This window comes from Hyphomonas sp. GM-8P (genome assembly GCF_003263315.1).
In the GTDB taxonomy this organism is placed as follows: Bacteria; Pseudomonadota; Alphaproteobacteria; order Caulobacterales; family Hyphomonadaceae; genus Hyphomonas.
The window spans coordinates 19,575-34,118 of record NZ_AWFE01000058.1 but is presented as its reverse complement, the minus strand read 5'-3'; the positions used below and the strand labels follow the sequence as shown (position 1 = coordinate 34,118).

Here is a 14,544-nt window from a genome sequence, read left to right as displayed (position 1 = left end):
GTGGGACGAGAGGCCGCTGCGATTGAGTGGTTCAGGCAATGTAGGCCTAGTGACCGCCCTTGGCCGTCACGTGCGGCAGTTCATTGTACTGGTGGAACGGCGGCGGCGAAGGCAGCGTCCATTCCAGCGTCGTGGCACCTTCGCCCCACGGATTGGCGACACCCTTGCGACGACGGATCAGCGCTTCGGCGAGGCCGATGAAGAAGATCAGCGTTGCAACCATGGTGATGGCGTAACCGATCGACGAGATTTGGTGCCAGGTGGCGAAGCCATCAGCATAGTCGATGTAGCGGCGCGGCATGCCCTGCAGGCCCAGGAAGTGCTGCGGGAAGAACAGGACGTTCGAACCGATGAACATCAGCCAGAAATGCAGGCCGCCAATCATGCCGTTGTACTTGATGCCGAACATCTTCTCGAACCAGTAATACCAGCCAGCGAACAGGCCGAACACGGCGCCCAGCGACAGCACGTAGTGGAAGTGGGCCACAACGTAGTAGGTGTCGTGCAGCGAGTGGTCGATGCCTGCGTTGGCCAGGACGACCCCCGTCACACCGCCAACGGTGAATAGGAAGATGAAGCCGATAGCCCAGAGCATCGGGACTTTGAACTCGATGGAGCCGCCCCACATCGTGGCGATCCAGGAGAAGATCTTGATGCCTGTCGGGACGGCAATGACCATCGTCGCAGCGACGAAGTAGGCTTTCAGGTCAACGTCCATACCGACCGTGTACATGTGGTGCGCCCACACGACGAAGCCGATGACACCGATCGACACCATGGCGTAAGCCATGCCGAGGTAGCCGAAGATCGGCTTCTTGGAGAAGGTCGACACGATGTGGCTGATGATGCCGAAGGCCGGCAGGATCATGATGTAGACTTCCGGGTGACCGAAGAACCAGAACAGATGCTGGAACATGATCGGGTCACCGCCACCAGCCGGATTGAAGAACTGAGAACCGAAGTTCCGGTCCGTCAGAAGCATGGTCAGCGCAGCGGCAAGCACCGGCAGGGACAGAAGCAGCAGGACAGCCGTCACAAGAACACCCCAGGCGAACAACGGCATCTTGTGCAGGGTCATGCCCGGGGCACGCATGTTCAGGATGGTCACGATGAAGTTGATGGCACCGAGGATCGACGCGATACCGGCTGTGTGCAGCGACAGGATCAGCACGTCCATCGCCGGACCGGGGTGACCAGTCGTCGAGGACAGCGGCGGGTAAAGCACCCAGCCGCCAGCGAAACCATTACCAGCCGAGCCACCAGGGATCATCATCGAAATGGAAGCCAGGATGAAGGCAGCGACCGTCAGCCAGAACGAGATGTTGTTCATACGCGGGAACGCCATGTCCGGCGCACCGATCATCAGCGGTACGAACCAGTTGCCGAAGCCGCCGATCAGGGCCGGCATGACCATGAAGAAGATCATGATCAGGCCGTGATAGGTGATGACCATGTTGTAGAAGTGCTTGGCGTTCTGGATCGCCACGTCGCCTTCGCCGGCAACAAAGCGCGTCAGCACGCCGATACCGGGCTCAGCGAGTTCCCAGCGGATCAGGCCGGACAGCGTGTAGCCCACGATCCCCGCGATCATCGCGAAGATCAGGTACAGCGTACCGATGTCCTTGTGGTTGGTGGAAAACAGCCAACGCGTGAAGAAACCAGGCTTGTGGTCGTGATCGTCGTGGGCGTGGTCGAGGGCGACTTCATCCATAGGCATGGGACGTACTCTTCTCTCTCGGTTTATTCAGTGACCGCAGCGAACTTGGTCGCCGGTTCAATGGAAGCGATGTTCTGCACCGAAGCGGCCGCAGCATCATAGTCGCCAGCGAGCATCAGCTCCGCCCAGCGATCGAATTGTTCTTGCGGCACAACCCGGACCTCAATCGGCATGTAGGCATGGTTCACACCGCACAGTTCGGAACACTGGCCGTAGTAAGTGCCGGGCTCATCGACGAGGAACCAGCCTTCATTCAGGCGGCCAGGAACGGCGTCAGTCTTGATGCCGAAAGCCGGGACAGCGAAAGAGTGAATCACGTCAGCGGCAGCCGTGTAATAGCGGACATAGCGGCCAGCCGGCACGACCATCGGATAATCAACGGACAGGTTACGAACACCTTCAGTAGAGTCGGTCGACAGGCCGACTTGAAGCGGGTTCGAAACGAACTCCAGCGGGTAGCCGGCGTCGTCGGTGATGTCAGGATAGGTATAGGTCCAGTTCCACTGGTTGCCCTGCGCCTTGACGTTCACGAAGCCTTTCGCAGCGGCTTCCGGATTATATTCCTTGGTGAAGCGCTCGTATTCCGCAGACTTGCCATCAGCGAGGAGCTGGTTGGCCTTGTCCTGAACCTGCTGCAGGTTCGGCGGCACATCCTGATAGTAAAGGTTCGGGAAGGACTGGCTGGCAATGGCCACGAGGATCAGCGCCGGAACAACCGTCCAGATGACCTCGATCAGCGTATTGTGGCTGAATTTGCGCGGTGTGGGGTTCGACCGCGAATTGTGGCGCAGCATCACATAAAGCAGCAGCAGCAGAACGAAAATCGTGATTGGAATAATGATCCACAGCAGGAAAGTGTGGAAATGGTGGATACGCTCGGCAATACGCGTCGCGGCCGGTTGCATACCAAGCGCGCCATCGCGCGGAATGGCAGCAAAGGCCGGAGCGGCGAACAACGCTGCGCTAAGAGCGGCAAGAAGGTGTCGCACGAAGGAATCCTCGTCTCGTTGGAATCTCTGCTCCTGTATCTACAATACGTATTAGCCGCAACCTACCTCTTTCCGCGCTCAATATTGTCGCAGCCTGTCGTCGCTCCATCGCTTTGATGCTAAACTGATCCTACATAAACTCGTTCATTCGGAGGCTATCATGATCCGGACTGCCCTGCTCGCCGCCAGCCTTATCGCGCTCACCGCGCCAACCGCATACGCCCAAGTATCGGTGATTGGTGGTGGAATCGCCCGTGACTGCTACGAAGCGGCCCTTTATGGACGCACGTCTAACCAGGAAGGCGAGCGAATCTGCACCAAGGCCATTGAGGCCGAACTGATGAAAATGGAGAACCGGGCTGCAACCTATACAAATCGCGGCGTGCTGCGCATGCGGGCTGGCGACTATGATGGTGCACTGTCCGACTACTCCACTGCCAAGAAGATGAAGCCTGAACTTGGCGCGATCTGGCTTAATGAGGGAGCCGCCTACATTTTCCTCAAGGATTTCGACTCAGCCCTGATCTCGCTGGACAAGGCGATCGAACTCGACAGCCAGGAGCTCTACGCCGCCCACTACAACCGGGCGATCGCACGGGAAAATACCGGAGATCTGGCAGGGGCGTACGCAGATTTCCAGAAAACCCTGGAACTCAATCCGGAGTTCGAGCGCGCGAAATGGCAGCTGACCCGGTTCACCGTCACGAATTGAGCCCGGAATCCTCATGCAGGCCTCTTGCCGCCCCTGCTGCGGACGCGCATCTAGTCTGAATGACAGAAAACGCCCTGCCCTTCGATCTCCGCCAAGCCACTGAAATTCTCGCTGACGCCGTACGCGGCGGCGATGACGGCGACCTCTATGTCGAACGCTCCCGCTCCGAGAGCTTCGTATTTGACGATGGCCGGCTGAAGTCGGCCGCTTTCGACACGGATCAGGGCTTCGGCCTGCGCGTGGTCGCCGGTGAAGCGCAGGGGTCAGGTTACGCATCCGAACTCACACTGGGGGCAATCCGTCGGGCGGCCTCGACAGCATCGGAAGCCAAACGCGGCTATTCTGGAAAGCTGGCGGCAAGTCCGATACCGACCAATCGACGCCTGTATCAGCCAATCGACCCTACCGCCGCGCCCGATTTTTCCGTGAAGACCGGGCTCCTGGCAGAGATCGATGCCTGGGCCCGGGCAAGCGACCCGCGAGTCGTGCAGGTCTCGGTCTCCCTTTCCGGCAGTCATACAGAAATCGACATCCTGCGCCCGGACGGCGCAGCCTTTTCGGACATCCGTCCTCTGGTGCGCCTCAACGTATCCGTCACGCTGGAGGAAAATGGCCGAAGGGAATCAGCCGGCGCCGGTGCAGGTGGACGCGCTGCGTATGACGACTGGATCCGGCCGGAACGCTGGCAGGACATGGTCCGCCGCGCCATTCGCAAGGCATCGGTCAATCTTCAATCCATTGCTGCGCCAGCTGGTGAAATGGAAGTCGTACTCGGCCCGGGCTGGCCAGCCGTCTTGTTGCACGAAGCAGTTGGCCACGGCTTGGAAGGCGACTTCAACCGCAAAGGCACCAGCGTCTATGCCGGGCGCATCGGTGAGCAGGTCGCCGCGAAGGGTGTCACCGTTATCGATGACGGATCCATAGAAGCCCGCCGTGGTTCGCTCTCATTTGATGATGAAGGCACGCCGACACAGCGGACCGTTCTGATCGAAGACGGCATCCTGAAAGGCTATATGCAGGACCGTCTGAATGCCCGCCTCATGGGCCAGCAGCCGACCGGCAATGGTCGGCGCGAAAGCTATGAAGCGCAAACGATGCCGCGGATGACCAACACCGTGATGCTGGGTGGTGACAAGGATCCGGAAGAAATCGTCTCATCGATCAAGCGCGGTCTATGGGCGGTCGATTTCGGCGGTGGCCAGGTCGACATCACCTCCGGCAATTTCGTCTTCCAGTGCACGGAGGCCTATCTCGTAGAGAACGGAAAGGTCATCGCACCGGTGAAAAACGCCACCCTGATCGGCCACGGTCCGACCGTCCTCCAGGACGTCACGATGATCGGCAACGACTTCGCCATGGATGACGGCGTGGGCATGTGCGGCAAGGCCGGTCAGTCTGTTCCGGTGGGTGTTGGACAGCCGACCCTCAAGATTGGTGCCCTGACTGTAGGCGGCGCAGGCTAAAATTGCTGTAACAACCGGGGCTTGGGACTTGAAGCGCCGGAACCGTTTTGTCACTTTCTGGCCACAATCGGGCGGAGGGATACGAACTGATTCGTTCGTGCGCCCGGTCAGTAGAGGACGGTAATACGATGCGTTTCCTGATGGGTGCCCTTCTGGGGGCGACTTTCATGGCAGCTCCTGCATTGGCTGAGCCTGGCGCCCTGCCAGCAGATTCGGCTTGGCAGATGGTGCAGAGGGGCGAGATTGTCGTGCTTGATGTACGAACCCCAACGGAGTGGGCGATGACGGGCCTTCCCCGCGACAGCCATGGCATCAATGTGAAAGACCGGGACTTCATTGCCCAGGCACGCGGCGCTGTCCTGGGCGATCTGGATCATCCGATCGCCGTGATCTGTCGGAGCGGCAAGCGCTCAAGTGAAGCAGCGAGCGTTCTGGAGAAGGCTGGCTTCACCCACGTCTTTGACATCCGCGAAGGCATGGTCGGAAATGAAGAAAGCGGCGAAGGCTGGCTGAAACGCGGCCTGCCAACTGACCCCTTCATACCCCCCTACAATTGACGCATCCCTTCGACCGCATTTCAGACGCACAGTCCCATGAAAAAGGGCGGCCCAGTCAGAGGCCGCCCTTCTCATATCTGGTTTCTTTTTTTAGCAGGCGTTAGCTGAGCGTCTTGTCCGGCGCCCCCGGATCGGTGTTCGACCCGAACGTATCCACGGTGCCGACATCCGCCACGGAATCGTCCGACAACGTATCAAGATGCATCATCTTGGTCATGAAAGGCGCTGCAATCGCAAACAGGACTCCGACTCCAATCGCGAACCAGCCGACCTTTATGTAGACCGACAGCACGTTCCCGACACCTTCACCGCCAGCGGCAGTCGCCTGGGCGATGATGGCCGCCACCGCGTTACCAGCGCCCGACGCCAGGAACCAGGCACCCATCATCAGGCCGACCATGGAAGTAACTGACAGCCGGGTCATGGCTGACAGGCCAACCGGGCTCATGCAAAGCTCGCCTGTCGTGTGCAGCAGATAGATCAGGAAGATGAAGATCACCGGCGTCATGGCTCCGGCGCTGGAACCGAACGCCAGCACGAGGAAGCCAGCGCCAAGCTGCATCAGAGCCAGGGCGAACTTCATCGGTGCACTTGGCTCCCATCCTTTCTTGCCAAGCCACACCCAGAGCGCGGCAAAGACCGGGCCCAACGTCATGATGTAGAAGGCGTTGATCGACTGGAACATGGAAGCAGGGACTTCCCAGCCAAGCAGGTTGCGGTCGACATGCTCGTCCGTGAACAGGTTCAGTGACGACCCCGCCTGCTCGAACAGGCCCCAGAACAGGACGTTGGTGGAGATCAGGATCAGCGCGACGATGATCCGGTTTCGCTGGTGCGGGTTCAATTTCGCGATCGCGCGCCAGACAATGTAGAGATACGTGATCGTCATGGCGATCAGCAGCAGCGTGTTCACCGTGCCTTGGCTGCGCACAAGGAACCAGACAATGAACGTCGTTACGATGGCGCCCAGCCAGATCATGTGCTCGCGATTCAGCGGTCCCACCATCGGTGCGGCGAGTTTTGCCGGATCACTCGGTTCGCCCGCCCCGCGCAAGGCTGGCTTGCCCCAGACAAAGACGATCAGGCCGAGCAGCATGCCAATCCCGGCCGCGCCGAAGCCATATGCCCAGCCGAAGGTCTCACCCAGATAACCTGCAATCAGAGCCCCCAGGAAGGCGCCGGTATTGATACCTACATAGAAGATGGTGAAAGCGGAATCGCGCCGCGTGTCCGTCTTCTTGTAGAGCGAGCCAACGATGGTCGAGATGTTCGCTTTCAGGAAGCCGACCCCAACAATGATCAGCGCAAGGCTGAAATAGAAAATATTGAGAACGCCCGGATCGGGTGACTGCCCATCCAGGACCGGGTCCCCTTCCACCGCCATTCCAAGGTGGCCGAGCACCAGGAAAATGGCGCCGATCGTGACCGCCTTGCGGGCGCCAAGGTATTTGTCGGCCAGGAAGCCGCCGATCACCGGTCCGATATAGACCAGCGTCGTATAGGCGCCGTACAGGCCATAGGCGGCCTCTCGATCAAACAGGAAGTGCTTGGTCAGATAGAGAACCAGTAGAGCCCGCATGCCGTAGTAGGAAAAACGCTCCCACATCTCAGCAAAGAACAGGACAAACAGCCCTGTCGGATGGCCCAGAAAGGTTTTCTCCTGCCCCTGGCCGGCAGCAATCGCGTTGTCGGTCACTTGTTTCACTCCCTCAGCTTCCCTGAATTGCGCATATTGAGCGTGCTATGCGGCAAGGCTCAAGGCAGTTTCTGCTTTTTCGGAAGGAATGGGGGGAAGGCTATGCCCTAGTAAGCCTTTTCCGTGAAAACGTGACGCACGTCTCGGTTCCAGGCGCCATAGTAGCGTTCCAGAAGCCGGTCCGCCGGCGTTTTGCCGGATCGGGCGATCTCGTCGAGTTCGGCAAGGTAACCGGTTTCATTCTCGCCAGACGCGGAGAGATTGTTACGGTTACTGAGACCGATACGGGCAAGGTCCAGCATCTCCATCGCCAGGTCCTGCATCGTGGCACCGCCTGGAATTGGCGTCTTCAGGCCCAGCGTCCGGACGGACTGGCGCATGGCTTCACGCTCCGCTGCGGTCCAGGTCTTCACGCGATCCCAGGCGCCATCGAGACAGACCGGGCAATACAACAAACCAACCCAGAAAGCTGAGAACGCACACAAATGCGACCAGGGCCCAGCGTCGGAGCCACGCATTTCAAGGAATCGCTTCAGGCGGACTTCCGGGAAGATCGTGGAGAGGTGGTCGGCGAAATCATCCATTGCAGGCAGCTCGCCGGGCAGGATTTCCAGCTTTCCGTCCATGAAGTCCCGGAAACTGAGGCCGCTGGCGTCCAGGTATTTCCCGCCGCGGCGCACGAAATACATCGGTACGTCGAGTGCATAGTCGACATAGCGCTCGAACCCCATTCCATCCTCGAACACAAAGGGCAGCATGCCGGTGCGGTCCGGGTCGGTATCGGTCCAGATCTGCGATCGATAGGACAGGAAGCCGTTCGGGCGGCCTTCCATGAAGGGTGAATTGGCGAACAGCGCGGTACCGAGCGGCTGCAGCGCAAGTGCCACGCGGAACTTCTTCACCATGTCAGCTTCGGAGCCGAAGTCGAGATTGGTCTGCACCGTGCAGGTACGGAACATCATCTGGCGGCCAAGACGCCCGACCTTGTCCATGTATTCCATCATGATCTTGTAACGGCCCTTGGGCATCACAGGCGTCTCGGCGAGGCTCCACAGCGGGCTTGCGCCAAGCCCGAGGAACGAAATGCCGAGCGGATCGGCAATCTCGCGGACTTCTTCGAGGTGACGCCCGACTTCGGTACAGGTCTGGTGGATGGTCTCAAGGGGAGCGCCGGAAAGCTCGAACTGACCGCCCGGCTCCAGCGAAACGCTGGCGCCGTCGCGCTGCAGGCCGATCAGCTTGCCGCTTTCGACAATCGGGGCCCAGCCGAACCGGTCGCGCAGGCCTTCCAGCATGGCCAGCACAGAAGCCTTGCCCTCATAGGGCAGCGGCGCAAGATTCTCACGAAGGAAACCGAACTTCTCGTGTTCCGTCCCGATGCGCCAGTCTTCCGACGGCTTGCAGCCGGCTTCCAGATACTCGACAAGCTCATGCTTTCCCGCGATGCGCGGAGAGGTTTCGTCGATGTCCGACGTTGGCGTGGTCATCCCGAACCCCCTGTTGCGAACCAGAATGAGGCTTGCAGATAAGGTTGTTTCTCTTGAACGCCAACCGCGTTATTCTCACGAATTCGTTTAGATGAGAGTCCGCAGATGACCAAGATGACCACCGATGAACGCGACGACCTGAAAATGTGGGCGCATCTGCACGTTCGGGGCGGCTATGAACCGCTGGAAGAAATCGAGGAAATCCTGCTGGATTACGTTCAGGATTTCCGGAGCCCCCTCTCTGACCGCGACCGCCAGATCGAGGTTCGAAATGCCTTGGTGCATGCGGTGACAGCGCTCATGGAGGATCAGGAATCCTGGCCGGTTCTCACTGATTTTGACCGCCTCTCCCTCGCTTTTGACATGCTGGAGGATGAAGACATCGTCGCCCGCCAGCATTTTACCTGCTGCGGCACGTGCGGCGCCGCCGAAATCGGTATCGAAATGGACGACTTCCGGGACATGTCCGGCCGCGAGCCGACAGGCTATGTCTTCTTCCATCAGCAAGACACGGAAAGTGCTGTCGAAAGCGGCAGCCTCTATATCAGCTATGGCGCGGCAGACGCCACGGCCTCTCCGGAAGAGAACATCGCTATCGGTCAGCGTCTGCATGATATCCTTCAGTCCGTCGGGCTGAAGCCTGTCTGGGACGGCAAGCTCAACCACCGCGTGGGACTTGCGATAGACTGGAAGCGCCGCTGGGAAGGTGCCACACCTAAGCCGATGAAGCGCTGGTTTTACTGATTTCCGCAGAGTTTCTGCACAAATCCTGCATCTGGAATATTTATAAACTGCCATAATGTGGCGGCAAACGGATTGCTGCGTCCAGCAATCCTCGAATTTGGCAGATCGGAACCCGGGCCCATGGCCTTCGACAAGAATGACAAAGACGATCTATCCGCGAAGGATGCGATTGAAGAGCGCCTAAACTGGGTCCGCCGCTGGAGCCGGATCGTCCTGCGCCAGCTTGCGCGTTCTGTGGCGCATGAGGAAGTGATCCAGCATGCCCGCGAAGAAGGCCAGATGTCCGGCCGCTTCGTATTCATGGTGGTCATGTCCTGCGCCATTGCGACCCTCGGCCTACTCCTGTCGTCTCCAGCGGTCATCATCGGCGCCATGCTTATCTCGCCGCTGATGGGGCCGATCATGTTGATGGGCTTCTCGCTCAGCACGTTTGACTTTCCAGCCATGCGCCGGGCGATGGTCAGCATGGCCTGGGGCGTCATTGCCGCAATCTCGATCTCGTTCCTGATCGTTCGCCTGTCTCCACTGAGTGAAGTGACACCGGAAATCATCGCCCGTACACGGCCGAACCTCTTTGATCTGCTGGTCGCCATCTTCTCCGGCCTTGCTGGCGGCTATGCCACGATCAACCGGAAGGGTGAAACCATCGTCGGCGTGGCGATCGCAACGGCACTCATGCCGCCGCTCGCCGTCGTTGGCTACGGCTTGGCTGTTGGTTCAGCTGGCATTTCAGGCGGTGCATTCTTCCTTTTCATGACGAACCTATTGGCCATCGCCCTGTCAGTGACCGTTCTATCCCGCATCTTCAGCTTCGGCGCCAGCCATGGACGGCGCAGCACGCTCTGGCAAAGCGTCGCCATTGTGTTCGTGTTTGGTGCCCTGTCCATACCGCTCGGCTTATCACTTCGGGATATCGCCTATGAGACGCAGGCCGTCAGTACGGTGAAGTCCCGCATCCTGCTGCCTTTCGACGACGAGGAAGCGCGGATATCCGACGTTTCGGTCGCATTCCCTCGCAAGGAATCGATCCAGATCGATGCGACGGTCCTGACGAAAACCATCGTGCCGAACGCAGAAACAACCCTCGCGGCAGACCTTGCTGACCAACTCGGCCGGCCTGTGACTGTCAACTTGGGTCAAGTCCTCGTGGACGAGGACAAGGAACTTGAAGCAGAAGCCTTCCTGCGTCTTGCTGAATCAAGCCTTGCAGCGCCTCTGCGGACGGAAATGTCGCGTCTCGAACAATACGGGCAGCTACGCCAGTCGGAAGCTGAGCTGCGCGCAGCTATTCCGTTCCAGGTAACCGCAGCCGACATAGACGCGGCCTCCCGCCAGGCGACCCTGATCGCCGCGCCGCAACCGGGTCTAACCGTCACTTCCTACAGAACGCTGGAAACCGGGCTTTCCGGGAACTTCCCGGACTGGTCAATCAAGGTCATTCCTCCAACCAGCGAACTACCGCTTATCGGGTTCGACAATGGCAGCGATGTCGTGTCCCCCGCCAATGCAGGCCTGATCGATGACATTCTCTGGGTGCTGGACCGCTGGATCGTGAAGAGCGTGGAAGTCGTTGGATATGCCTCCACGTCCGGAGAAGTCCGCCGATTCGACAATCAATCCCTGGCGCTGCGCCGTGCACAGAACATTTCTACGATTCTGGAAGAACGAGGCCTTATCGCTTCGCCGACAGGAGAGTATCGCGCCTTCCGGCAGTCGACTGATGAAAAACTGAGAGGCTACCAGCGCTACCAAACGGTACTGATCCGCCCCACTGGCTAAACCGCGCTCAGCGCCAGTCTCCTTTCAGGGCCTGCCAGACCGAGAGGGCTGCCACGGCGGCCGTTTCCGCCCGCAGGATACGCGGACCAAGACTCACTGCCGCGGTATTGTCACGCGTACGCAACCAGCGGCGTTCCTCCGGACTGAAGCCGCCTTCCGGGCCGATCAGGATGGCGACCGGCACATCTCCAAGACCGGCGAGTACTTCGATAATGGGACCTGCACGACCCGTCTCGCCACCCCATGGTGCATCCGCATCGTCGCCCCGTTCATCGCAGAAGATCACCACCGTACCTTCCGCCAGAACATCAAGCGCATTTGCGAGCGGCTGCAGGTCTTCCACCTCGGGCAGGTCCAGCCGTTCGGTCTGCTCTGCCGCTTCAAGAACAATCTTCTGGAACCGGTCCAACCGAACCGTGCGGGTCTGGGTTCGTTCGGTCAGCACCGGCATGATGCGCGCAGCACCCAGTTCGGTCGCCTTCTCCACGATGAAATCCGTCTCGGCTTTCTTGACCGGCGCAAATAGCAGAATGGGTGCACTTGCCGGGGAGGCCGGTTGTGGCCGGATTAGAGTCATCGGCTCGATGCTGGCCCGCTTGCCCTTAACGTCTCCGATCCGGGATTCCCATTCGCCATCGCGTCCATTGAACACGCGCACGGGCGCGCCAGTGCCCAGTCGCAGGACACGGAGCAGGTAATTGGATTGCGCATCGTCCAGTGGGAAGGCAACGCCTTTGGCCAGATCCTGCATCATAAACAGTCGGGGTGTGGAACTCATGGGCGGGGTATAGGCTTATAAAGGGACAAGGTTAAGTCAGGAGCCCGCCATGCCAGAAAGACAAGTACAGTCAATCAACCCGGCAAATGGTGAGGTGATCGAAAGCTTCACGCCGTTGAATGCGGCACGTATCGACGCCGCGCTGGATAAAGCAGCCAACCGGTTCCGCAACTGGCGGACAGTGCCATTGGCAGAGCGCGCTGAACTGCTGAACCGCGCAGCCGAAGTCCTGGAGGCCAAGGCCTCCGAATATGCTCGCGACATTACCCTGGAAATGGGCAAGCCGATCTCACAGGCCGAAGCCGAAGTGAAAAAGTGCGCCGCCGCCTGCCGCCATTATGCCGAGCACGGCGCGGCCTATTTGCAGGATGAAACCATCAGCACGGAGGCTCATCGCGCCTTTGTCCGTCACCTGCCCATGGGGCCAGTGCTCGCTGTCATGCCGTGGAATTTTCCGTTCTGGCAGGTCTTCCGCTTCGCTGCTCCAGCCCTTATGGCGGGCAATGTCGGCCTCCTGAAGCACGCCTCAAACGTCTGGCGCTCCGCCCTGAATATTGAAGACGTCTTCCACCGGGCCGGTTTTCCGGAGGGGTGCTTTCAGACATTGTTGATCGGATCTTCTGAAGTCGAAGGCGTCATTCGCGACAACCGGGTCAAAGCCGTCACCCTGACCGGATCAGGCCCGGCCGGACGGAGCGTCGCCGCCATAGCAGGCGACAGCATCAAACCCAGCCTGTTGGAACTCGGCGGGTCGGACGCCTTCATCGTCATGCCTTCCGCCGACCTCGGCAAGGCGGTCAAAACGGCCGTCACGGCGCGCATCCAGAATTCGGGGCAGTCCTGCATCGCGGGGAAACGATTCTTTGTGCATGCCGACATCTATGATGATTTCGCCAAACGGTTCACCACTGCATTCGATGCCCTCAAAGTCGGGGATCCGATGAAAGCGGACACTGATGTCGGTCCGCTTGCCACTCTGGCGATCCGGGACGAACTCGCAGATCAGGTCGAACGCTCCCTGAAAGGCGGCGCTGAACGCCTGACAAAAGAGCGCACAGTGCCCGGAAATGGTGCCTGGATCGCGCCGCAAATCCTGGCGGATGCGCATTCTGGAACGCCTTCGACAGACGAGGAAATGTTCGGCCCGGTCGCCAATCTCTGGAAAGTGTCCAACCTCGACGATGCAATCACCCGTGCGAACCGCAGCGTGTTCGGCCTCGGTTCTGTTCTGTTTTCAAAAGAAGAATCGGAAATCGACCAAGCGGTGCGGGAGCTCGAAGCGGGCGCCACTTTCGTCAATTCCATGGTGGCGTCCGATCCGCGTCTCCCCTTCGGCGGGATCAAACAGTCCGGCTATGGCCGGGAACTGGCGGCTGACGGTCTTCGCGCCTTCATGAACCGCAAAACCGTCTCGGTGGCGTAAGCACTCCCCTGAGAGGTGCGTTGACCTGTCGGAATCGGGAATCCGCGCTATAAGCCGCTCCGATGACAGAGACACAACTCTCTCCTGCTGACAGCGCGCTGCCGGGCTGGCTTTCCAAGCTACCGGCGGGCCTGCGCCCTTACGCCATGCTGGCGCGCTGGGACCGGCCTGTGGGGATCTGGCTTCTCTATTTGCCCTGCCTGATTGGTCTCGCCTTTGAACGGATCAAGACCGGCCTCTACCTGACCGACTTTCTCTGGGCGATCCTGTTCCTGACCGGCGCGATCGCCATGCGTGGCGCCGGCTGCACCTGGAACGACATCACCGACCGTGATTTCGATGCCAAGGTGGAGCGAACGGCGCTGCGTCCGCTGCCGGCAGGCCTCGTCACCCTGCGCGAGGCGCACATCTTCCTGGGTATCCAGCTGGCCGTAGGCCTCCTTGTCTGGCTCTGCCTGCCAGGCGACGCCAAGATCGTCGCGCTGCTATCCATCCCGCTGGTCGGAGCCTACCCGTTCATGAAACGCGTTACTTGGTGGCCGCAGGCCTGGCTGGGCGCGACGTTCAATTGGGGCGCGCTGGTCGGTGTCGCCGTCGCCGGCTCGATCGGCTTTCCAGCGATCCTCCTTTATATCGGGCTGGCCTGCTGGACGGTAGCCTATGACACCATCTACGCCTTACAGGATCGCGAAGACGACGCCCTGATCGGTGTGAAGTCCACCGCGCGTCTCTTCGGCAAGCATGCAGCCCTCTACAGCTTCGGCTTTTTCATCATTGCTGCCGCGCTGATTGCTGCTGCCTCCGGCCTACAGGGCGCTGGTAGGATGGGTGCTGTGACATCGTTGGCCTTTCTCGGTCATGCCACAGCGCAAATTTCCCGGTTGAAGCGCAAAGGCGAAGGCGTCGCGCTGGCTGTATTCAAATCGAATGTGTGGACTGGCGCGCTGGTGACACTCGGCCTGACACTGGCGGCCATGACACCAGAACCCGCCCCCCGTACCATTTTCTCAGGGCCGGAAATCGTGCCTGCGGGCGAACCGGACAAAGTCTCCCTGCCCTTCGGCCTGGAGCTGAAGAAAGGCCCCCGCGAGCCCGGGCTGCCTGAGACATGGCTTGTCAGCGAAATACGCCGCACACTGGAACGTGATGGCTATGTCTTCCCTGCCCCCCCGGAAACGCCAGACGAGCCGTGACGCAGG

At 59.8% G+C, this 14,544-nt stretch carries 12 protein-coding genes; 7 read left to right on the top strand and 5 right to left on the bottom strand.

Going from position 1 to position 14,544, the window contains the following annotated elements:
* Nucleotides 1–46: 46 nt before the first annotated feature.
* Both ctaD and coxB read right to left on the bottom strand, forming a co-directional pair.
* Nucleotides 47–1,717, bottom strand: coding sequence for a cytochrome c oxidase subunit I (gene ctaD, locus HY26_RS05295; RefSeq protein ID WP_034762898.1), 1,671 nt, complete (start codon nucleotides 1,715–1,717; stop codon nucleotides 47–49).
* Nucleotides 1,718–1,740: 23 nt separating this feature from the next.
* The gene (gene coxB, locus HY26_RS05290; protein WP_034762899.1) at nucleotides 1,741–2,706 is read right to left on the bottom strand and encodes a cytochrome c oxidase subunit II; all 966 of its coding nucleotides are present in this window, start codon (nucleotides 2,704–2,706) and stop codon (nucleotides 1,741–1,743) included.
* A gap of 160 nt (nucleotides 2,707–2,866) precedes the next feature.
* Between coxB and HY26_RS05285 the strand changes: the two genes are divergently transcribed.
* The 3 genes from HY26_RS05285 (at nucleotide 2,867) to HY26_RS05275 (ending at nucleotide 5,438) form a co-directional block, all read left to right on the top strand.
* Nucleotides 2,867–3,418: a tetratricopeptide repeat protein gene (locus HY26_RS05285; protein ID WP_034762900.1), complete on the top strand. Its 552-nt coding sequence runs from the start codon at nucleotides 2,867–2,869 to the stop codon at nucleotides 3,416–3,418.
* A 59-nt stretch (nucleotides 3,419–3,477) separates the two neighbouring features.
* Nucleotides 3,478–4,881, top strand: a complete 1,404-nt coding sequence (tldD, locus tag HY26_RS05280; RefSeq protein WP_034762903.1) for a metalloprotease TldD — start codon at nucleotides 3,478–3,480, stop codon at nucleotides 4,879–4,881.
* A 128-nt stretch (nucleotides 4,882–5,009) separates the two neighbouring features.
* The gene (locus HY26_RS05275) at nucleotides 5,010–5,438 is read left to right on the top strand and encodes a rhodanese-like domain-containing protein (RefSeq protein ID WP_051599642.1); all 429 of its coding nucleotides are present in this window, start codon (nucleotides 5,010–5,012) and stop codon (nucleotides 5,436–5,438) included.
* 100 nt (nucleotides 5,439–5,538) lie between these two features.
* Here the strand turns inward: HY26_RS05275 and HY26_RS05270 are convergent, their stop codons facing one another.
* Nucleotides 5,539–7,134: a peptide MFS transporter gene (locus HY26_RS05270; RefSeq protein ID WP_233351543.1), complete on the bottom strand. Its 1,596-nt coding sequence runs from the start codon at nucleotides 7,132–7,134 to the stop codon at nucleotides 5,539–5,541.
* 107 nt (nucleotides 7,135–7,241) lie between these two features.
* Nucleotides 7,242–8,621 carry a glutamate--cysteine ligase gene (locus HY26_RS05265; protein WP_051599644.1) on the bottom strand — a complete coding sequence of 460 codons (1,380 nt, stop codon included), beginning with the start codon at nucleotides 8,619–8,621 and terminating at the stop codon, nucleotides 7,242–7,244.
* Nucleotides 8,622–8,726: 105 nt separating this feature from the next.
* Between HY26_RS05265 and HY26_RS05260 the strand changes: the two genes are divergently transcribed.
* Both HY26_RS05260 and HY26_RS05255 read left to right on the top strand, forming a co-directional pair.
* The gene (locus HY26_RS05260; protein WP_051599646.1) at nucleotides 8,727–9,365 is read left to right on the top strand and encodes a hypothetical protein; all 639 of its coding nucleotides are present in this window, start codon (nucleotides 8,727–8,729) and stop codon (nucleotides 9,363–9,365) included.
* Between the two features lie 120 nt (nucleotides 9,366–9,485).
* On the top strand, nucleotides 9,486–11,144 hold the full coding sequence (locus HY26_RS05255) for a DUF389 domain-containing protein (RefSeq protein ID WP_065383069.1): 1,659 nt from the start codon (nucleotides 9,486–9,488) through the stop codon (nucleotides 11,142–11,144).
* A gap of 7 nt (nucleotides 11,145–11,151) precedes the next feature.
* Here the strand turns inward: HY26_RS05255 and HY26_RS05250 are convergent, their stop codons facing one another.
* Nucleotides 11,152–11,922 carry a 16S rRNA (uracil(1498)-N(3))-methyltransferase gene (locus HY26_RS05250; RefSeq protein ID WP_034762904.1) on the bottom strand — a complete coding sequence of 257 codons (771 nt, stop codon included), beginning with the start codon at nucleotides 11,920–11,922 and terminating at the stop codon, nucleotides 11,152–11,154.
* Between the two features lie 49 nt (nucleotides 11,923–11,971).
* On the opposite strand from HY26_RS05250, the gene HY26_RS05245 reads away from it, so the two are divergent.
* Complete coding sequence (locus tag HY26_RS05245; RefSeq protein ID WP_065383070.1) at nucleotides 11,972–13,345, top strand: NAD-dependent succinate-semialdehyde dehydrogenase; 1,374 nt, start codon at nucleotides 11,972–11,974, stop codon at nucleotides 13,343–13,345.
* Between the two features lie 62 nt (nucleotides 13,346–13,407).
* Nucleotides 13,408–14,538, top strand: coding sequence for a 4-hydroxybenzoate octaprenyltransferase (gene ubiA, locus HY26_RS05240; protein WP_051599649.1), 1,131 nt, complete (start codon nucleotides 13,408–13,410; stop codon nucleotides 14,536–14,538).
* The last annotated feature ends 6 nt before the right edge of the window (nucleotides 14,539–14,544 follow it).

Excerpts from the sequence above, each read along its gene's own strand:
- HY26_RS05250 (WP_034762904.1), bottom strand. The coding sequence starts at position 11,922 with ATGAGTTCCACACCCCGACTGTTTATGATGCAGGATCTGGCCAAAGGC.
- ctaD (WP_034762898.1), bottom strand. The coding sequence starts at position 1,717 with ATGCCTATGGATGAAGTCGCCCTCGACCACGCCCACGACGATCACGAC.
- HY26_RS05285 (WP_034762900.1), top strand. The coding sequence starts at position 2,867 with ATGATCCGGACTGCCCTGCTCGCCGCCAGCCTTATCGCGCTCACCGCG.
- HY26_RS05245 (WP_065383070.1), top strand. The coding sequence starts at position 11,972 with ATGCCAGAAAGACAAGTACAGTCAATCAACCCGGCAAATGGTGAGGTG.
- tldD (WP_034762903.1), top strand. The coding sequence starts at position 3,478 with ATGACAGAAAACGCCCTGCCCTTCGATCTCCGCCAAGCCACTGAAATT.
- HY26_RS05275 (WP_051599642.1), top strand. The coding sequence starts at position 5,010 with ATGCGTTTCCTGATGGGTGCCCTTCTGGGGGCGACTTTCATGGCAGCT.
- ubiA (WP_051599649.1), top strand. The coding sequence starts at position 13,408 with ATGACAGAGACACAACTCTCTCCTGCTGACAGCGCGCTGCCGGGCTGG.
- HY26_RS05265 (WP_051599644.1), bottom strand. The coding sequence starts at position 8,621 with ATGACCACGCCAACGTCGGACATCGACGAAACCTCTCCGCGCATCGCG.
- HY26_RS05255 (WP_065383069.1), top strand. The coding sequence starts at position 9,486 with ATGGCCTTCGACAAGAATGACAAAGACGATCTATCCGCGAAGGATGCG.
- HY26_RS05260 (WP_051599646.1), top strand. The coding sequence starts at position 8,727 with ATGACCAAGATGACCACCGATGAACGCGACGACCTGAAAATGTGGGCG.